Source organism: Dolichospermum planctonicum (assembly GCF_005402965.1).
In the GTDB taxonomy this organism is placed as follows: domain Bacteria; phylum Cyanobacteriota; class Cyanobacteriia; order Cyanobacteriales; family Nostocaceae; genus Dolichospermum; species Dolichospermum planctonicum.
The window spans coordinates 1-19741 of record NZ_BJCF01000021.1 but is presented as its reverse complement, the minus strand read 5'-3'; the positions used below and the strand labels follow the sequence as shown (position 1 = coordinate 19741).

The following is a 19741-nucleotide window of genomic DNA, read 5'->3' as shown; positions in this document are numbered from 1 at the left end:
TCTTTGTCCTGACTGAGCTACTGTTGCTACGGATTATTTTCCTTCTATGGCGGCGACTATGCCAAAGATGATAAATAGAAAACCGCCTAAGAAGGTAATTTGTCTTTCGGAAATTCTACCTGCTATTAATTTACCACCGATAACGGCGATCGCTGCACAAATTGCGTGTCCTAATATTGCGCCGGCTGTAACACCAATGGGGTTATTACTGGCTGCGAGGACTATGGTGGCTATTTGTGTGCGATCGCCCCATTCTGCTATAAATGTTAGTACGAAGGATTTTAGTAAAATTGACCAAACACTTTTTTGCTGGGAATTATCTAAATCTGCCTTTTCTACCGCCTCTTGTGCCTCCCCTACGACTTCTTCGGTAGCAGATACAGCCATTTTATTGGCATCATAAATCAACTTCAAACCAAAGGCAATAAACAAAACTATTTCGGCATAATGAATGTAGATTTTTGGTAATAAAGACACTACCTGCCCAAATGCAACTGATAAGATAGTCATAGCCGCTAAAGCAGCTATCACACCAGAGAATACCAAGCGCCGTGGGTGGTGCATGGACAGAATTACAGCGATAAAAAAGGTTTTATCACCTAGTTCAGAAATGGTAATTAGTAATAAACCGGCGGTAAAGGCTGTTAACACTCTCTCAAACTCCTGAAGGATTTTTTACCCGTGTGGAGTATCAATGAGAGCCATAAAACCTCACTGAACTCCACACTTTTCAATGTGTCGTCAGTGAAGGTCTCGCTTTCAAATACTTTGTTTATTCGCTATCTAAACCAGGCTCATCACCAGTATGTTGATTTAGATATACTGAACAGAAAATCTTGATTTACTGTCAGCAGCTACTCCCCTTCTATTAGTTCTACATAATACTCTTGCTGAGATTAAAAGTCAAGGCTTTTGGGAAGGAAAAATATTGCAGCACGGCGATGGTCAAGCCAGAAACAGTTCTGTTAGAATGAATTGATACTAATTTGAGACTATGACCTATTTAGAAACCGCAGCCCAATTTTACAGCCAAGTTGCTCAAACACCGGAAGTGGGGCTATGCTGTGTCCAAAGTACACCTTTACAATTACCAGGGCTGAAAATTCCTCTGGCTATGCAGGAAATGAACTATGGTTGTGGAACTACAGTTCATCACAACGAACTTAATAATCAACCTACAGTTTTATATGTTGGTGTCGGTGGTGGTTTAGAAGCGTTACAATTTGCTTATTTCTCTCCTCGTCCTGGTGCGATTATTGCTGTTGAACCTGTGGAGGCTATGCGAGAAGCTGCAATGCGTAACTTAGAAATTGCTGCAACGGAAAACCCCTGGTTTGATACTAGCTTTGTTGAAATTCGTCCGGGAGACGCTTTTAATTTACCTGTGGCTGATGCTTCGGTGGATATAGTAGCGCAAAATTGCCTTTTCAATATCTTTGAACCAACGGATTTGACTCGCGCTTTAAAGGAAGCATATCGGGTATTAAAATCCGGCGGTCGCTTACAAATGAGTGATCCAATTGCTACCAGTCCAATTCCTGATCATTTACAACAAAATGAACATTTACGCGCTTTGTGTTTATCCGGCGCTCTTACATATCCAGAATATACTCAACTAATAATTAATGCTGGTTTTGGACAAGTGGAAATTCGCGCACGTCGTCCTTATCGTTTATTAGATAAACATAGTTATCAGCTACAGGAAAATATCCTTTTAGAAAGTCTTGATTCTGTGGCTTTTAAGGTGGAAATCCCCCCAGACGGGGCTTGTATTTTTACTGGTAAAACAGCAATTTATGCGGGTAAGGAAGAATTTTTTGATGATCTATCTGGACATATTTTACAAAGGGGAATTCCTGTGGCTGTTTGTGATAAAACGGCGGAAAAGTTAGCTGTTATCAATGCTGAAGAAATCATTATTACTGATTCTACATGGTATTATGATGGTGGAGGATGTTGTTAATTCTATACAGTATTTTCCTCCGTTATGAAGTACAGTTTTTTATCCTCAAACCCGCAAGGGCGGGGTTTCCCCGTCCTCAATAGTATTTTATTAGAGCCAGAACTACTATGATTCTTGAATTTCCTTTTGTAAAGCCTGAATTTGTTCAAGAGATAATTCTGTAAATTCAGCAATTTGTTGTAAATTCATACCTGTTCGTAACAATTTCAAAGCAAACTTTCTGGTTGCTTCAGCTTCACCTTCTTGTTTACCTTCAGCTTTACCTTCTTCTAAAGCTTCTTGATAAACTTTGGTTTGTTTCAACTCACTTAAACCTAACATGGCTTCAATCTCCTTTCTGCTTTTTTTGGGTAATTTGTAGACGATAATTGTCTCAATCAGATTAATTAAATCCCGTTTAATTTTGGTATCAGTTAGTTGTTGGTTTGCTTGGGCAATTAAGCGTCTTGCTAATGCTGGTGCAGATTCCTCTGTTTCTATTACTAGTTTAACAACTCCCACCCCTAAAGAACTCTCTCCCAACTCGTCTAAATAAATGCGTGTAACTCGCTGAAGCAGTAAGATTTCCCCAAATTGTACATTCTGTTCTCTTTCTATATTACGACTAGGATAGATGATGACAGCTTGCCAAGGATGAGGAGTTTTGTATTGTCGCAGGTAGAGAAAAAGCTCTGCAAAGAGACGATAATATAAATCATCATCGGGTTGAAATTGAACCTCAACAATGTAAAATGGCTTTTTGGCATCTTTGGTGGTTGGTAAAAATAAACCGTCTAAACGAAAAGCCAGTTGTTTAACTTCACGAGAGGTAAATTCATACGTACCTGCTTCTGTGGGAGACTGGTTAATTAATTCAAAAAAGATGCTAGGAAATGCTTGAAATAAGCTATAGAAAATTGTATCGGTTTTCACGGTAATTGAGTAATTCTTATATCTAATCTAGCTGAGGTTTCGCGCAAAGAGGCAAAGGAGCAAAGACGCAAAGAAAGGAAATTCTCGTTCCCACACAAAGCATCCTCGTTCCTCGTTCCCAGTCTCTGACTGGGAATGTCATCTTTGAGGTTCTAGGTTCTACCTCCAGGTATAATAGAGGCAGAGCCTCTTAACTATATTCCCACGCAGAGCATGGGAACGAGAGAACGAGAGACAGCATGAGAAATAGGAGAAACTAGAGAGAAAATGGGGTAAAATCCTCATATTTATCATCTTTGCTTTTATTTCTCAACTAATTATGGTTTAATTTAGCTAGAGATGCTTCTATGATTACACCTTTTTCTCAGCAGATAAATTCACCTTTAACAAAGCAGCAAATTAATGTTTTACAAGTTAATTTGGGAAAACTTTGTAATTTAGCTTGTAACCATTGCCATGTGGAAGCTAGTCCGAAAAGAACTGAGGAATTAACACCGGAAGTTTGTCAGCAGTTAATTACTTTAATTGGTAGTTTTCCGCAAATTAAAACGGTAGATTTAACTGGTGGCGCTCCAGAAATGAATTATGGTTTTAAGTCTTTGGTAGAAGCTGCAAATAAAGCAGGTAAACAGGTCATTGTCAGATCAAATTTGACAATTTATTTTGTGCAGGGATTTGAGGATTTACCAGATTTTTTTGCTGAGAATCAAGTCAGAATTGTCGCTTCTCTTCCCTGTTATTTAGCCGATAATGTGGATAAAATGCGGGGAAATGGTGTTTTTGATCAATCAATTAAGGCTTTACAATGGTTGAATAAAATCGGTTATGGTCAAAATCCCAATTTAGTGTTAGATTTGGTGTATAATTCTCCATTACCAAGTAGTGATGATTTTTCTCTCACTCCTGAACAGGAAAAGTTAGAAGGAGACTATAAAACATTTTTGTCTGAAAAATTTGATATTCGATTTAATCATCTTTTCACTATTACTAATATACCTGTGGGGAGAACAAAGTTTCATTTAGAAAGAAAACAGCTTTATTCTCGCTATTTGCATTTTTTGGAATCTCACTTTAATGCAAATACAATTGATGGTTTAATGTGTCGTGAACAACTTTCAATTGATTATTTAGGGAATATTTATGATTGTGATTTTAATCAAATGATGAATTTACCTGCTAAAACTAGTAATGGTGAAAATTTGACTGTGAGTAAATTGTTAGAAATTGGTAGTTTGGATATATTTAATGAAGTCCAAACTGCTGAATATTGCTATGGTTGTACTGCGGGTTGTGGTTCTAGTTGTGGTGGTGCTATAGTATAAATTGACAAATATTAAAAATATATATGTCAGGAAATAATTACTTTGTAAAGAAATTTGTGGTAATTGAACTTCTAATTTTAATATCTAGTATGATCAAGGGAGTTAAGTCTCCTCACACCACATTTTTATTCAAGCCGTGAATTTATTTTTTCACGGTTTTTATTTTTTATGGCTAAGTAAGATCAAAAATCTCAAAAATGGTATAATCTGACCTGGTAATTATCAGAAAAGTATATGGCCTATTGGTTATTTCAAGGAAATCCCAAGTATTATCGGGTTTTAGAAGCTATCAAGGAGTTAGAAGCAATTCCTTGGTTGGTAACTCGTTATGCTAACGATATCGCTCCTGGTGATGGTGTTATTATTTGGTTATCTGGTAGTCAAGGGGGAATTTATGCGACAGCAGAAGTGATAGAACCCGCTCAATTCTTGACGGAAATACCAGATAAGAAATATTGGGTAGACTCTACAAGAGCTTTGGGAAAACAACAAGCGATAATTAGATTTACAAATAAATTTGTAGAATCTCCTTTACAGAAAAATCAGTTACAAGAAGATTCTGTACTTAAAAATTTATTGGTGCTTCGCGCTCCCAATTCGACTAATTTTAAGGTAAGTTCAGAAGAGTGGGAACAGGTACAGAAATTAATTCAGGAAAAGTAGGAAATATTAAAAATAATTTTGTTCCTCAAAGTGTTATGAAAGAGTTTTTGTCTGGCTGATATTCTATAATGATGGAAAGTTTAACTCCTCACACCATACTTAGAACCGTAAAATATAGTATTTTGCGGTTTTTATTTTCTGATTTGGGTAATTTGATAAAATCACCTATAAATTCAATTCCTATATGACCGAAACACCCATACAAAAACCCAATAGTCCCACAATTCCCACATTTACCTCCATTACCGAGGAAAGATTGCACCGTCAACAGCGACTAGTGGCTGCATTGCGGCTATTTTCCCGATTTGGATTTGATGAAGGTGTTGCTGGACACATTACAGCCCGTGACCCGGAAAAACCTGAACATTTTTGGGTAAATCCCTTTGGAATGTACTTTGGTTTAATTCGAGTTAGTGACCTCATATTAGTTAATCAGCAAGGTGATGTAATTTACGGTAATCGTCCGGTAAATCGTGCTGCTTTTGCTATTCATTCTCAAGTTCATGCAGCCCGTCCTGAGGTGGTAGCAGCAGCTCACGCCCATTCTATCTATGGTAAAAGCTGGTCTAGTCTCGGCCGTCTGCTTGACCCGCTAACTCAAGATGCTTGTTCTTTTTACGAAGATCATAGTATATTTACTGATTATACGGGAGTTGTTCTCAACCTGGAAGAAGGCAAGCGCATTGCTGAAACTTTGGGAAAAAATAAAGCCGTCATTCTCAAAAATCACGGTTTATTGACAGTAGGTAAAACTATTGATGAGGCTGCTTGGTGGTTTATCACAATGGACCGCTCTTGTCAAGCGCAATTATTGGCAGAAGCAGCCGGAACACCCAGCCCAATTAAACCAGAGTATGCCAAGATAGCTTATAGTCAAGTGGGTTCTGCTGAGATGGGTTGGTTTAGTTTTCAACCCTTGTATGAGATGATTGTACGGCAAGAACCAGATTTACTGGAATAATATAGCGATTATAGGAGCTAGGAAAAGTTATTAGTAGTATGGGATACAATCTAGGGTGCAAGACCTGCGCCCTTACGGGTTTTTGATTTAACTAAACTGTTCGATAATTCCCCCACCTAATACCTTGTCTTTGTCGTACCAAACCGCAGCTTGTCCGGGTGTAATGCTAAACTGTGGTTCATCAAATACTAAGCGCACGCGGGAATCTGCTAAAGGAATTACTGTCACAGCTACGGGTTGAGAACGATAACGAATTTGTACTTCTGCTCGTACAGGTGTGACTGGTTCAGCAATAGAAACCCAATTTACTCTATTTATTGTACATTCTGACTGAGTTCCTTTGGTGCGATCGCCTACAACTACCCTGTTATTAACAGCATCTAAGGAAATCACATACAAGGGTTCGGCCGCAGCAATACCTAAGCCTTTTCGCTGGCCAATGGTATAATGATGAATACCATCATGTTGTCCCAAAATTTTGCCAGTAGTATCAACAATATCACCGGATTTGGGAGCTAAATATTTATCTAAAAATGCCCGCATAGAACCGTTACTTTCTACCAAGCATAAATCTTGACTTTCCGGTTTATCGGCGGTTTTTAAGTTGTATTCTGTAGCAATTCTCCGGGTATCGGTTTTATTCAATTCACCTAGGGGAAAAATTACAGCCCCTAATAAATCTTGGGATAAATCATAGAGAAAATAAGATTGATCTTTATTGCGGTCAACGGCTCGTAACAATTGGTAACGATTAGTAGCGTCATCGTAACGAATTTTGGCATAATGACCTGTAGCGATGCGATCGCATTTTAATTTTTCCCGTGCATATTCCACCATCGGACCAAATTTGACCGTTTTGTTACATTGAGAACAAGGTAATGGCGTAATTCCCGCACTATAACCTGTCACCAAAAAATCAACAATTGACCTTTGAAAGACATCCCGAATATCAACAATTTCATGGGGAATACCCAATTGTTGGCAAATATCAGCCGCGTCGATCATTCCTTCAGAGCAACATTGCCCCTTGCCTTTCATTAGCCAAAGGGTTAAACCAATTACATCATAGCCCTGATTATGTAGCATAGCGGCGGCTACGGAACTATCAACGCCACCAGAAAGACCAACGACAACTTTTTTCATAATTCACACTTTTCAAAGTGCTTGCGGCTTATTTTCGTAAGAAAGGGGTTTTTTATTTACTCACAAAGTGCGAGGTTTTCCGATTGTAGCATATAGGAGAAATTTTCCTGTTAAGGTAGTCCATATATCGAATAGTTCATAGAAAATTTCTGTAAGAGCTAGTAACAAATATGTCTAACTTAAGAGTCAGTTACTTTACTCCTTTATCTATGTTATCTTTACTTGCGGGTGGGTATTGGGCGTTTATGTTCGATTGTACTCCAGTTCAGGCTCAAATCCCCAAGAATAGTCAATTTTTAGCACAGGGGACGCAGCAAGTACAACCTGGGGAATTAAACCAGTATAACCAAAATTTTGAACGATATTTTGTTTATGTTGATAGCAGCGATTTTCAAGTATTGCAACGAGTTCAGCAAGTTGAAGGCAATGCTTATATCCGCAATTATAATGGACGGAATGTGATTCAATGTGGTGTTTTTCATCAACAATCTAATGCTGAAATCAGGGTGAGAGAATTGGAATTAAATGGTGTTTTTGGTGCTAGAATTGTTAATTCTGCAAATCTAGAAATAAAACCCAATAATTCTGGTCAACAAACAGCCTATGATAACAACCAAAACAATCCAAATAACTATCAACAAGAAGCAAGAAAATACTACTATATAGTGATTCCTAGTCACCCTAATAATTTACGTTCTTTTGGTACAGAAATTCGACAGAAAATAAGTGCAAATATTAATGTATTTATGAGAACTCAACCACGGGGAGCGCATATAGCTATAGGACCTTTTAGCGACAAATATGAAGCAGAAATATGGAATAGCTATTTTCAAAATTCAGGTTACGGTAATGCTAGAGTTTATTATGGAAAATAGGGTAATGGGTAATTGGTAATGGGTAATTGGTAATGGGTAATGGGTAATAGGTAATGGGTAATGGGTAATGGGTAATTGGTAATTGGTAATTGACAAATGACAAAAGAACAAGTAGTTACCGCAGCGCAAATGCGGGATATTGAAACCAGAATATTTACTGCGGGAATGCCTGTAGCTGCTTTAATGGAAAAGGTAGGGGGATTAATTTTCCAACGCTTACAAACTATTATTTCTCCAGATAAATGTGTGGGCATTTTAGCCGGTCCAGGTCATAATGGAGGTGATGCTTTAGTAGTAGCGCGTGAATTGTATTTTCACGGTTATAAAGTTTGGATTTATCAACCTTTTTCTAAATTGAAAGAATTAACTTCACAACATTTTCAATATATTCAAAGTTTGGAAATTCCCTGTTATCAAGAAATTAACGAATTACCAAATTGTGATTTTTTAATTGATGGTTTATTTGGTTTTGGTTTAGAAAGAGAAATTACCGACTTTATAGCTGCTGCAATTAATTATTTTAATCAAAGAAATCAGCCTATTATTAGTATTGATATACCTTCCGGTTTACACACAGACACAGGGGAGGTTTTAGGAACAGCTATTCAGGCAAGTTATACATTTTGTTTGGGTTTATGGAAACAGGGTTTATTACAAGAACAAGCATTACCTTATGTTGGTAAAACTGAATTAATTGATTTTCATATTCCCTTAACAGATATTCATGCGGTTTTAGATAATGTCCCCCAAATCAAACGCATTACTAAAACAACAGCATTATCTACCCTACCCTTACCCCGTCCCCTCATTACCCACAAATATAAACAAGGAAATTTACTATTAATTTGTGGTTCTCGACGTTACGCAGGTGGAGCAATTTTAACAGGTTTGGGTGCGCGAGCTTCTGGTGTAGGAATGTTATCAATTGCTGTGCCAGAATCTCTAAAAATGTCGTTAGTTTCCCATTTACCAGAAGCGTTAATTATCGGTTGTCCTGAAACAGAAAAAGGAGCAATTGCTAATTTACCATTAGTAGGGTGTGTTAGCGATAGCGTAACGCACCTTATAGACTTAAATTCATTTACTACAATTGCTTGCGGACCGGGTTTAACTACAGATAATATTTCTATTCTTCCCGAAATAATTGAATGTGAATGTCCTCTAATTCTCGATGCTGATGCTTTAAATATTCTCGCACAATTAGGAACTATTCCCCTATTAAAATCACGAAAATCAGGCACTGTAATTACACCCCACACGGGAGAATTTAAGCGTTTATTTCCCCATATTGATTACACAAATAGAGTCAAAGCAGTACAAACAGCAGCCCACGAAAGTGGGGCTGTAGTCCTGCTCAAAGGGGCAAGAACGGCTATATCTAATCCTCAAGGTAGTGTTTGGATAAATCCCGAAAGCACCCCGGCCTTAGCCCGTGGAGGCAGCGGTGATGTATTAACTGGCCTGTTAGGTGGACTATTAGCGCAAATTCCTCCCCCAGAACTTACCATAGAGGATGTAGTCGCAAGTGCGACTTGGTGGCATTCTCAAGCAGGAATTTTAGCAGCACAAGCAAGAACAGAATTAGGAGTTGATGCTTTTACACTGACACAATATTTATTACCAGTCATAAAAAAGGCAAAAGGTAAAGGGTAATAATTAGTTTTTACCAATTACTAATTACCAATTACCAATTACCAGATAGCAACTACTTAATTACTACCTTACCACCAGCTTCTTCAATCCGCTTCTTGATATCCTCAGCAGCGTCCTTAGCTACACCTTCCTTAACAGCTTTAGGAGCAGCTTCTACCAATTCTTTAGCTTCTTTCAGACCTAAACCTGTGATTTCACGGACAATCTTCAAGACAGCAATCTTCTTATCAGCAGGTACAGAATCCAAAATTGCATCAAACTCGGTCTTTTCTACTACTTCTTCAGCAGGAGCAGCAGCACCAGGGGCCATCATCATCATACCACCAGTAGCAGCAGCGCTCACACCAAAGGCTTCTTCGATTTGCTTGACTAATTCAGAAGCTTCTAATAAGGTGAGGGCTTTCAATTGTTCTAAAATTTGTTCGGTTGCAGCAGACATGGATATAACTCCTAATTTTTGATTTGTTTTGATTTGTCAGTTGTCATTTGTTAGTGGTTAAGCACCACCACGATTAATTAGTGCGTTCTGTATTTGCTAATATACACTAAGAAGCACTTTCGGAACTATCACCATTTTCTTTTTCAGCGATAGCTTGCAAAGCGCGAGCCAAGGAACTGGGAACTTCGTTGATACCAACAGCCAGCTTGGTAGCCACAGCGTTGATAGCACCAGCGATTTGACCCATGAGTTGTTCTTTAGATGGTAAGTCTCCTAGAGCCTTAACATCAGCTTCACTCAGGACACGACCTTCCATGACACCACCGCGAATTTCTGTTTTCTTGGTGGCTTTTTGGAATGCTTGATAAGCTTTAATCGCGGATAAATCTTCTTTAACTAGCAGAAATGCAGAAGAGCCTTTCAGCAGTTCCGACATTGGCTCCCACTGTTTCTGATCCTTAATGGCAATGCCCATAAAGGTGTTTTTTGTCACCTTACATATAGCACCACTAGGACGGAGTTGCTGACGCAAATTGGTGATTTCGGCAACTGTTAGCCCCTGATAATCAATTACCAGTGCTAAAGTTGACTTACTCAAGGTTTCCTTGAGATCAGCTACTATCTCTTTTTTGTTTTCTAACGTTCTTCCCATACTTATCTCACCTCCAATGTCAGTTGTCAGTGGTCAGTTGTTAGTTTTGACTCTATTTCCTGTCACCTGTCACCTATCACCCATTACCTTTTTGCTGACCCGCCGAAAACAGTTAACCCCAGCTATCTTAGCCAGGGTTTCAAAGTGGTATTTTTAATACTGTCGTTGTCACAGTTTTACTGTTTAAACTTTAGGTAGTTAAAATTACAACCTCGGCAGGATATTAAGCTATTAGCACCTGCTGTCTCCGGCTTTATCTATTTAATTTTGGTTATTAGGATTAGTTATTGGTCATTAGTCATTGCTGATTATACTCATCTATCACCAATTACCCATTACCCATTACCAATTACCAAATTATGCAGCTTCGGTGAGTTTTAATTCCCGTAAGGCGCTGATATCAATGGCAATTGATGGCCCCATAGTCGAGGACACATACAATGACCGCCAATAACGACCTTTAGCACCTGAAGGACGGTTACGGTCAATGGACTCTTGTAATGCCTTCAGGTTGATTAATAAATCTTCAGGTGAAAAACCAGCCTTACCAAACATAACATGAACAATCCCAGTCCGATCAGCCCGATATTCTAATTTACCAGCTTTAAATTCGGCGATCGCACTACCGATATCAAAGGTTACTGTACCACCTTTGGGTGACGGCATCAAACCACGCGGACCTAGCAATTTACCAAGCTTTGCTACCTGTGGCATTACATCTGGTGTCGCAATCAGCTTATCAAAGTCCATGAAGCCCTTCTGAATCTGCTCAATCAGTTCTTCTGAACCAGCTATATCGGCACCAGCATTAGTCGCTTCTGTGACTTTTTCCCCTCTAGCGATCACTGCTACCCGGATTATTTGCCCCGTACCTTTAGGTAGTGCTACTGTTGTCCGCAATTGTTGGTCTGTGTACTTAGGATCAATTCCTAAACGGATATGAGCCTCAGCAGCTTCGGCGAATTTAGCGGTTGCTGTTTCTTTTAACAGAGCCAATGCTTCTAAGGGTGTATAATCCTTATCTTCTACTTTTTCTAGTAACGCCCGCAAGCGGCGTGATACTTTTTTTGCCATTTTTTTCTCCTGGGGTAATCTCGAAGTTATGCTTCTCCCCCGATATGATTTTAGATTTGGGATTTTCGATTTGGCTATTAGTTATTCACTCAAAAGCACAAACTCAAGATTTATCACTTAATCACTTAATTAATCTGTGATAGTTACGCCCATGTTTTTCGCAGTTCCTGCCACGATTTTCATGGCTGCGTCAATATCGTTAGCGTTGAGGTCGGGAAGTTTGGTTTGAGCAATTTCCCGTAATTGATTTCTACTAATGCTACCAACTTTCTTTTTGTTGGGTTGATCTGAGCCTCTTTCAATTTTCGCCGCTTTCCGAATCAATACTGATGCGGGTGGTGTTTTGAGTACAAATGTAAAACTTCTGTCTTCATAAACAGAAATTTCTACTGGTATCACCATTCCCGCTTGGTCTGCTGTTTTGGCGTTGTACTCTTTGCAGAACATCATGATATTAACACCATGTTGACCCAGTGCAGGACCAACGGGCGGTGCTGGGTTGGCTTTCCCAGCATTCAGGGCCAACTTAATGACCGCTACTAATTTCTTCGCCATTTGTATTTAGCTCTGTTTTTTAACCTGATTAAATTCTAGTTCTACTGGTGTATCTCGTCCAAAGATTGAGAGTAGAGCTTTTAGTTTACTCCGTTCTGGGGAAACTTCAATTACCTCGCCTTCAAAATCCTTAAATGGACCAGAAAGCACCACTATCTTATCACCAGTAGCCATATCAATTTTGACTACTGGTTCTTGTTCCGTGGCTTGTTTGAATATGCGTTCAACTTCCGCAGGATTTAAGGGAACTGGCTTCACGTGGCCACGACCTCTACCGCTACCACGCTTCTGCTCCGCGCCCACAAAGTTAATGACGTGGGTGGTATTCCTTACCACTTGCCATGTATCATCACTCATTACCATCCGTACTAACACATATCCAGGAAAAACCTTTTCTTCTGAGGGCTGACGTTTACCATCTTTACGGATTTTCACCGTTGGTGTGTGGGGAATTTCCACTTGGATGATTTTATCAGCTACATCAAAAGTTTGGATACGTTGCTCTAAGTTTGTCTTGACTCGTTTCTCACAGCCAGAAGCTACTTGCACCGCATACCAGCGTAACTCTTTAGACGCTGTTCCCAGTGCTTCCTCCGACTGCAATTCTAAATTACGTGGTTCGTCTGTTGCAGAAGTCATCAGAACACCTGTTTTGCTGCCCAACTGAACAATCCATCGACCAAGTATATCAAGGAGGCGGAGAGTGTAACCATTAATAGTACAGCTACTGATTCACTCACCAACTGTTTCCGACTGGGCCAAACTACTTTTTCAAGTTCTTCCTTTGTTCCTTGGAAAAAATTGTTTAAGCTAAACCCATTTTCGGTTGCTGGTATTTCTGCTTCGTTTTTTTTGGCCACAGTCGTTATACCCTCGTTTCTTGAATAGCTTCACCTTGTCATTTTTTCAAGGTTTACAGTTTTGACCTCAATTGACTGGCAATAGGAAAGCTATATTTTCAAAAAATTATACCCGAAATAATTGACGTTTTCTGCTGTTTTGGCAGTGACGTTATTGCTTCGGGCAATATTTTTCTTTTTGAGCGCGCCCTGGAGGACTTGAACCCCCGACATCAGGTTTTGGAGACCTGCGTTCTACCAACTGAACTAAGAGCGCACAAGCTTTTCTCTTTCCGGTCATTGTGATCAACTTTTTTTAGTTTAGCACAATTCGACTTTAATTGTCATCTAAATTGTTACTTATTTTTTTATTTTTGGCAAGTTAGCGGCGAATGCCGCTCACAGCTTGGGTTTTGTCTGTTAATTCCCTCTATGGAATTAGAGGGCGCGGTCGAATCTTTGTTTAATGCGGGTTGCTTTACCGACTAGGGCGCGTAAATAGTAAAGTTTAGCACGTCTAACTTTACCACGACGTAATACTTTAATGCTCTCAATGCGGGGAGAATGGAGTAAAAATACCCGTTCTACACCCACACCTTGGAAAACTTTGCGAACTGTAATGGTTTCGTTAATACCACCATTCCGCATGGCTATAACTACGCCTTCGTAGGGTTGGACGCGGTATTTAGTACCTTCTTTGATTTTGACTCCGACTTTTACTGTGTCACCGACATAGATATCAGGTAAATCAGATTTCAATTGTTCCGCTTCAATTGAGCGAATAATCTCTTGGGCGTTCATTACTTTTCTGTTTTCTGAAAAAACTCACAATCATTAATTATAAATCTATAATCGCCCCATAGTCCAGCTATTTATTAAAGGAGTCACCGAGTTAGGAGTTAGAAGGAAAGAAGGAAAGAAGGAAGAATAAAATTAACTAATGACAACTAACAACTAACAACTGTCTACTATCACCTGTCTACTGTCTACTATCACCTATTTACTGTCCACTAACAACTAACAACTGTCCACTAACAACTAACAACTGTCAACTGTCAACTGTCAACTGTCAACTGTCAACTGTCAACTGTCAACTGTCAACTGTCACCTGTCACCTGTCACCTGTCAACTGACCAATTTCTGTTGTAAAATAGACAGTATCAGGATTCAGGGGGAACCAGGTAACTGGTCTTAAACGCCTATAGAGACTATTTTTGGTAATATTCAAGGTTTAAAGTCCAGCCAGCTAAAACAACTCCAGCGGCTGTACCATCAGCGGATATCAGGGGATTGTATTACTACATCTGAGTTTGCACAACGTCTTGCAGCAGTTAGTACGGAAATTAATCAGCCTGTTTGTACTTATATCAACCGTCGTGGACAAGTAATTCGGGTTGGTGTGGGTACTCCGCGTCAAACTCAAATCCCACCCATGGAAATACCTCGCTACGGTGCAGAACGTCTGAGCGGAATTCGCTGTTTATCTACTAATCTCAAGTCAGAACCACCAAATGAGTCAGCATTAACGGCTATGGCTTTACAAAGATTGGATGCTTTAGTAGTTTTAAATATTACTGGGGGCGGATTTACTAAGCGTGGTGGTGGTGCAACTGGATACGTGAAAGAAGCTTATTTAGCTCACCTTGTGGCTAATAATAGACAGTTAGTGACTACTAAATCCTCTGACATGAGCATGGTTGACGCTAGTATATATTCCCACATATCACCGCCTCTAAGTTTAGATGCTTTGGCTGACCAGGATTTTCTCGAATTGGTGGAAAGTCTAGAAGCGGAATTTAGTCGGGAATATGTAGCTCAGGAAGTAGACACTGATCATGATCGGGTGGTAATTGTAGGAGTATTAACGGATAATACTAGCCCGCAACAATTCGAGGACATTATAGCAGAATTGGCACGGTTGGTAGATACGGCGGGGGGTGATGTATTACAGACTTTACAACAAAAGCGATCGCGTATTCATCCCCAAACAGTTATCGGTGAAGGTAAAGTCCAAGAAGTTGCTCTCACGGTGCAAACTCTAGGTGCTAATTTGGTAGTATTTGACCGTGATCTTTCACCTTCCCAAGTCCGCAATTTAGAGTCCCAAATTGGGGTCAGAGTAGTTGACCGTACGGAATTAATTTTAGATATTTTTGCCCAACGCGCTCAATCTGGTGCAGGTAAATTACAGGTAGAATTAGCGCAGTTAGAGTATATGATGCCACGACTCGCTGGCAGGGGTCAAGCCATGTCCAGATTGGGAGGTGGTATTGGAACTAGAGGACCTGGTGAAACTAAGCTAGAAACGGAACGTCGGGCTATTCAAAAACGCATTTCTCGACTACAACAGGAAGTTAATCAATTACAGGCACATCGTTGTAGATTACGTCAACGGCGACAACACCGAGAAGTTCCCTCTGTGGCTTTAGTTGGTTATACCAATGCTGGTAAATCTACTTTACTTAATGCTCTCACTAATTCGGAAGTATATACGGCTGACCAATTATTTGCTACCCTTGACCCGACCACACGGCGGTTAATGCTTCCCCACGCGGAAACCGGCGCACCCCAGGAAACTTTAATGACGGATACTGTAGGGTTTATTCATGAATTACCCGCGTCTTTAATGGATGCCTTTCGCGCTACTTTGGAGGAAGTAACAGAGGCGGATGCTTTACTGCATTTAGTAGATTTATCTCATCCTGCTTGGTTAAGTCATATTCGCTCAGTTCGGGACATACTCGCGCAAATGCCCATTACACCGGGACCTGCTTTAGTGGCTTTTAATAAAATTGATCAGGTTAGTAGTGAAACCCTGGCTTTAGCGCGGGAAGAGTTTCCCCTAGCGGTTTTCATTTCTGCTAGTCAGCGTTTAGGTCTGGAGACATTGCGTCAACGTTTATCTCTGCTTATTCAGTACGCTGTTGATGGTGGTTGATGATTTTCATATCCCTGGCTTCTTTGAGAAGTCGGGGATCTAAGCTTAAAGATGATTCAACGATCCAGCAATTATGGTGCGTTACACTGTCGCTAACACACCCTACATTAGTATTTTCATAATTCTCTTTTTATTGCCATTTGTACAATCTGTGTGCTATATTCGTGAAGTGGCTCTATGTTATTTCTGTAAAATTGTTACGCTAGAGGCGGAGAGGTTAAGAAGGGAAAAAAAGAAGGGCAGAGAGTAAAAGAATAAGAGTATAAAGGGCTACAAAGTCCTGAACGAAGACACGACCCGAAAACCGCAGTAGTAGTAACGAAGTCCGCGCGAACCCCTATCGCGAGCCGCAGCCCGACAGTACCCAGCATTGCGGCGCCAAGAACCGCCACGAATTAACTTTATATTACTGCCGCTTAGACTGTTCCAAGCACTACCGTCTGTAGGCGCGTTTATATAATTTTCATGCCAGTCATCTTCACACCACTCCCACACATTCCCGTGCATATCGTACAAGCCAAAAGCGTTCCGGGGAAAAGTTCCCACATCTGTAGTTTGTTCTCGATATTTACCTTTAGGTGCGGACTTGTAGGGATAATTACCATTGTAGTTTACTAAATCCGTGGTGATGTTGTCACCAAAAGAGAATGGCGTTTTTGTCCCCGCTCTACAAGCATATTCCCATTCTGCTTCACTGGGCAATCTGTAGTTTTTTCCTGTCCTTTGGCTTAACTTTTGACAGAATGTAACCGCATCATCCCAACTGACAGTTTCAACTGGGCGGTTATTGCCTTTGAAGCCAGACGGATTATCCCCTATAATAGCTTGATATTGTGCCTGTGTCAAGGGGTATTTGCCCATAAAAAAGCTGGGAACTGTAACTTGATGTTGGGGACTTTCATTATCACCCCTTTCTGCTTCATTTGCTGGTGAACCCATCCAGAAAGTTCCTCCCGGTATGGCGATCATTTCTAATTTAATACCTTTTCCTAAATCTTCGGTAAATGATGATTGGGGATTGATATTTACGTTAATATTTGCTGGTGGTTTGGGTGGGTTTGTGGCTGTGGGAATAACTATTGTTTTTTGATTTGCTAATGCGGCTAAAACTTCTGCTGCTGAGTCATAACGACGAGTAGGAATATCTTGCAACATGGTTTCTAATACCGTTGTTAATTCCTGACTTAAAGAAACATACTTTTGCCATTGCCATTGCATTTTTCTGGTATCAAATAATTTATCTGCACCATCAGCTTCTTGAAAATGTCCCGTCAATAATCTGACACAGGTAACAGCTAAACTATAGAGATCACTACTATGATAAACCATACCCCGAAACTGTTCCGGGGGTGCGTATCCAGGAGTACCTGTAACAGTCCCCACTCTAGTTAAAATAGTTCCACTTGTTTCTTTGGAAACGCCAAAATCAATTAGAAATAATTGACCGGTTTTACTTCTAATAATATTTTCGGGTTTTATATCTCGATGAATAACTTGATTGTCATGGATAAATTGCAAAACTGGCAATAATTCTGTGAGGATAATTCTGATTTGTGGTTCTTTTAATTTACCTTGATTTTGAAACTCTTCTAATAGGTTTTGACCATCAATAAAGTCTTGGACTAAATAAAGTCTACCATCTTGGGGAAAGAAGGCTTCTAAGTCTGGTATTTGCGGATGTTTTCCTAATTCTTGCAGTCTTTTGGCTTCTTGTTGAAATAATTCGGTGGCTTTTGCTAAAGCCGCACTTCCAGCTTGTTGGGGTAAGAATTGTTTAATGACGCAGGGAGTATTTAATCTTTTTTCATCTATTGCTTGAAATGTTCTGCCAAAACCACCTTCTCCGAGAAATTTAATGGGACGATAACGATCATCTAAAAGGATTTTACTCCCACAGTTTTCACAAAAGTTAGTACCCTGGGGATTTTGATGAAGACAGGTAGGATTAAGACATTGACTCATGGTAGCTGCTGGGTATTTCTAGGGATGATTATACTATACCAGGAAACAAGATAAGCGGGGAAACCCCGCTGCTACTATTTCTGCTTCATCAAAGACAGTTCAATATAATCTTCTCTGGGCTGTGTCATGCTAATCTCTACATTAGGTCCAAAATATTTGGTCATTTTTTCTTGCTTTTGTTGCCAAGCATCAAAGCTAATTAATGGCGAATCAAATTCTAAAATGAGGGTATAAGCCCCATTGATTTCGGTTTCTCGTAAACCTGTCACTATTGGTCTGGAATCGTCCGTGGGACTTAAACCTAGATAAGCTAGGGCTTCGTCTAAATGGGCTTTTTGTCCATAGCAGTAGCGTGTGATGTCTTTACGGATTTTAGTTTGTGTGACAGTTGCTTGTTGTTTTCTGAGTGCTAAAATTGATGGTGTGGTGGCTTGGCTGAAGGGTATGGGTTTGAGTTCATTAGCTTTGAGAGCTAAACCTCCCAATAGCAGCGGAAAACCATAGAAAAACCCCACTAAATTGAGGGTAGCGTTATCTGCAAAATAGGCAACAAAACCTGTAATAGTGAGTATACTACCGATTGTTAAACCAAGTGTTCCCAAAGAAATTCCGCCGAGCATAATTTGAGATTAGTATAATTTATTTTCATTCTTAGTTCTATTATCATCGCTGATTAGGGGCAAATTGACACAGAAATTAATATTCTTGTTTTTTGCGTTAACTTTAGATTTGAAGTGTTTAAGGACTGGAAGCAAAAAATGGATATTCAGACAATTAAAGACCGAATTAGCGCGGTTCAAGCTAAACGTGAACGGTTGCTGAGTTTACTCGAACAACCTAATTTAGGAACGTTAAGGGTTGATGTTAATCAAGCATTGGAAGAACTAGATGATCTACTGGATGAATTTAAACGCACTGTTCCTAATGCGTGAAATAATTAAGCAGATTTAATTAATAATAAAGATTAGCGTCGGGTGTTTGTTATGAACAATATACCCGACGCAATTTAATTTTGATAAGAATTTTGACAAGAATTTTGACAGTGACAGAATTGATAATTTATAATTTCTAATTGATACTAGACTAGACGGGGTTAAATTTTTCTGCTGAATAGGAAAAATACTTAACTCGCTGTCCTAACTGTTTAACTAAGGTAATGAGTTCTTTTGTACGAATATCTTTTTTGCAAATTTTATCAAATTTATGCTGAGTTTGGTTTTGCTGAAAAGATGTTTCATCTATAGATGAATAAGCTAAAATCTGAGTATTTGGAGATATATCTTTAATGTAATGAGACGCTACCCAACCATCCATAATTGGCATTTGTAAATCGAGGATAACGACATGAGGTTGATATAATTTAACCATTTCTATAGCTTCTTGACCATTAGCGGCTAAACCAACAACATGAATATTTTCTTGAATAGAAAAAACTAATTGTAAGCTTAAACGAGTCAGTTCATGATCATCAACTACGAGAATATCCAAGTTAGAACACTCAGGGGACAACATTAACATTCCAGAGAAAGAATAAATGTAAATTAATACTAATTTGAGAAATGATTGTCGCAGCTAAAAAGTTGTCAATTTTGTGCTGATTTAGTAATTTATTGACAATTTAAAATCGCAAATAGTATGAACTTTTATAGTTTATGATTATTAGTAACCCACATTCCGCACCCTGAACTGTCACAGATCAAAAAAGCAGAGATAGTAGTACATAATAACTAACGATCAATTAAAGAGAAATAAGCTTAATGAGAATACATATCATTAAAAGGGGGGTGGTG

21 protein-coding genes, 1 tRNA gene and 1 other annotated feature are annotated in these 19741 nt (G+C 39.3%); of the genes, 8 read left to right on the top strand and 14 right to left on the bottom strand.

Annotated elements, in window-relative coordinates; translation table 11 throughout:
* Positions 1-33: 33 nt before the first annotated feature.
* On the bottom strand, positions 34-651 hold the full coding sequence (locus FFO06_RS10885) for a TMEM165/GDT1 family protein (RefSeq protein ID WP_137908061.1): 618 nt from the start codon (positions 649-651) through the stop codon (positions 34-36).
* Positions 652-994: 343 nt separating this feature from the next.
* Between FFO06_RS10885 and arsM the strand changes: the two genes are divergently transcribed.
* Positions 995-1963, top strand: coding sequence for an arsenosugar biosynthesis arsenite methyltransferase ArsM (gene arsM, locus FFO06_RS10880; RefSeq protein WP_137908060.1), 969 nt, complete (start codon positions 995-997; stop codon positions 1961-1963).
* A gap of 105 nt (positions 1964-2068) precedes the next feature.
* Here the strand turns inward: arsM and FFO06_RS10875 are convergent, their stop codons facing one another.
* Complete coding sequence (locus FFO06_RS10875) at positions 2069-2875, bottom strand: Rpn family recombination-promoting nuclease/putative transposase (RefSeq protein ID WP_137908059.1); 807 nt, start codon at positions 2873-2875, stop codon at positions 2069-2071.
* A gap of 347 nt (positions 2876-3222) precedes the next feature.
* On the opposite strand from FFO06_RS10875, the gene arsS reads away from it, so the two are divergent.
* The 3 genes from arsS (at position 3223) to FFO06_RS10860 (ending at position 5821) form a co-directional block, all read left to right on the top strand.
* A complete protein-coding gene (gene arsS / locus FFO06_RS10870) occupies positions 3223-4197 on the top strand; it encodes an arsenosugar biosynthesis radical SAM (seleno)protein ArsS (RefSeq protein ID WP_137908058.1) in 975 nt (324 codons plus the stop codon).
* Positions 4198-4431: 234 nt separating this feature from the next.
* Positions 4432-4860, top strand: coding sequence for an EVE domain-containing protein (locus FFO06_RS10865; RefSeq protein WP_137908057.1), 429 nt, complete (start codon positions 4432-4434; stop codon positions 4858-4860).
* A 184-nt stretch (positions 4861-5044) separates the two neighbouring features.
* Positions 5045-5821 carry a class II aldolase/adducin family protein gene (locus tag FFO06_RS10860; RefSeq protein WP_137908056.1) on the top strand — a complete coding sequence of 259 codons (777 nt, stop codon included), beginning with the start codon at positions 5045-5047 and terminating at the stop codon, positions 5819-5821.
* 87 nt (positions 5822-5908) lie between these two features.
* On the opposite strand, the gene mnmA is transcribed toward FFO06_RS10860, so the two are convergent.
* Positions 5909-6964, bottom strand: coding sequence for a tRNA 2-thiouridine(34) synthase MnmA (gene mnmA, locus FFO06_RS10855; protein WP_137908055.1), 1056 nt, complete (start codon positions 6962-6964; stop codon positions 5909-5911).
* Between the two features lie 170 nt (positions 6965-7134).
* Between mnmA and FFO06_RS10850 the strand changes: the two genes are divergently transcribed.
* Together FFO06_RS10850 and FFO06_RS10845 are read left to right on the top strand one after the other, a co-directional pair.
* Positions 7135-7839, top strand: a complete 705-nt coding sequence (locus tag FFO06_RS10850; RefSeq protein WP_137908054.1) for a hypothetical protein — start codon at positions 7135-7137, stop codon at positions 7837-7839.
* 96 nt (positions 7840-7935) lie between these two features.
* Positions 7936-9492: an NAD(P)H-hydrate dehydratase gene (locus FFO06_RS10845; protein ID WP_137908053.1), complete on the top strand. Its 1557-nt coding sequence runs from the start codon at positions 7936-7938 to the stop codon at positions 9490-9492.
* Positions 9493-9544: 52 nt separating this feature from the next.
* Here the strand turns inward: FFO06_RS10845 and rplL are convergent, their stop codons facing one another.
* From rplL to rplS, 8 genes are all read right to left on the bottom strand, one after another.
* Positions 9545-9931 (bottom strand): 50S ribosomal protein L7/L12, encoded by a 387-nt coding sequence (gene rplL / locus FFO06_RS10840; RefSeq protein ID WP_137908052.1) that lies wholly within the window; start codon positions 9929-9931, stop codon positions 9545-9547.
* Positions 9932-10037: 106 nt separating this feature from the next.
* On the bottom strand, positions 10038-10583 hold the full coding sequence (gene rplJ / locus FFO06_RS10835) for a 50S ribosomal protein L10 (RefSeq protein WP_028084799.1): 546 nt from the start codon (positions 10581-10583) through the stop codon (positions 10038-10040).
* A 101-nt stretch (positions 10584-10684) separates the two neighbouring features.
* Positions 10685-10852, bottom strand: a sequence feature (ribosomal protein L10 leader region).
* Between the two features lie 88 nt (positions 10853-10940).
* Complete coding sequence (rplA, locus tag FFO06_RS10830; RefSeq protein ID WP_137908051.1) at positions 10941-11657, bottom strand: 50S ribosomal protein L1; 717 nt, start codon at positions 11655-11657, stop codon at positions 10941-10943.
* 129 nt (positions 11658-11786) lie between these two features.
* Entirely contained in the window at positions 11787-12212 is a 426-nt protein-coding gene (gene rplK / locus FFO06_RS10825) for a 50S ribosomal protein L11 (RefSeq protein ID WP_137908050.1), read from the bottom strand.
* A gap of 6 nt (positions 12213-12218) precedes the next feature.
* Positions 12219-12851, bottom strand: a complete 633-nt coding sequence (nusG, locus tag FFO06_RS10820) for a transcription termination/antitermination protein NusG (RefSeq protein WP_028084802.1) — start codon at positions 12849-12851, stop codon at positions 12219-12221.
* Positions 12851-13072: a preprotein translocase subunit SecE gene (secE, locus tag FFO06_RS10815; protein ID WP_137908049.1), complete on the bottom strand. Its 222-nt coding sequence runs from the start codon at positions 13070-13072 to the stop codon at positions 12851-12853. The genes nusG and secE overlap by 1 nt, the downstream gene beginning before the upstream one ends.
* Before the next feature lie 183 nt (positions 13073-13255).
* Positions 13256-13328, bottom strand: a tRNA-Trp gene (locus tag FFO06_RS10810).
* Positions 13329-13489: 161 nt separating this feature from the next.
* Positions 13490-13852 carry a 50S ribosomal protein L19 gene (gene rplS / locus FFO06_RS10805; protein ID WP_028084803.1) on the bottom strand — a complete coding sequence of 121 codons (363 nt, stop codon included), beginning with the start codon at positions 13850-13852 and terminating at the stop codon, positions 13490-13492.
* 400 nt (positions 13853-14252) lie between these two features.
* Between rplS and hflX the strand changes: the two genes are divergently transcribed.
* Positions 14253-15989, top strand: a complete 1737-nt coding sequence (hflX, locus tag FFO06_RS10800) for a GTPase HflX (RefSeq protein WP_137908048.1) — start codon at positions 14253-14255, stop codon at positions 15987-15989.
* Positions 15990-16259: 270 nt separating this feature from the next.
* On the opposite strand, the gene FFO06_RS10795 is transcribed toward hflX, so the two are convergent.
* Together FFO06_RS10795 and FFO06_RS10790 are read right to left on the bottom strand one after the other, a co-directional pair.
* Entirely contained in the window at positions 16260-17951 is a 1692-nt protein-coding gene (locus FFO06_RS10795; protein WP_137908047.1) for a bifunctional serine/threonine-protein kinase/formylglycine-generating enzyme family protein, read from the bottom strand.
* Between the two features lie 74 nt (positions 17952-18025).
* Positions 18026-18571, bottom strand: coding sequence for a DUF2854 domain-containing protein (locus FFO06_RS10790; protein WP_137908046.1), 546 nt, complete (start codon positions 18569-18571; stop codon positions 18026-18028).
* Positions 18572-18709: 138 nt separating this feature from the next.
* Between FFO06_RS10790 and FFO06_RS21520 the strand changes: the two genes are divergently transcribed.
* Positions 18710-18883, top strand: coding sequence for a hypothetical protein (locus FFO06_RS21520; protein ID WP_190371439.1), 174 nt, complete (start codon positions 18710-18712; stop codon positions 18881-18883).
* Positions 18884-19034: 151 nt separating this feature from the next.
* Here the strand turns inward: FFO06_RS21520 and FFO06_RS10785 are convergent, their stop codons facing one another.
* Positions 19035-19469 (bottom strand): response regulator, encoded by a 435-nt coding sequence (locus FFO06_RS10785; protein ID WP_137908045.1) that lies wholly within the window; start codon positions 19467-19469, stop codon positions 19035-19037.
* Between the last annotated feature and the right edge of the window lie 272 nt (positions 19470-19741).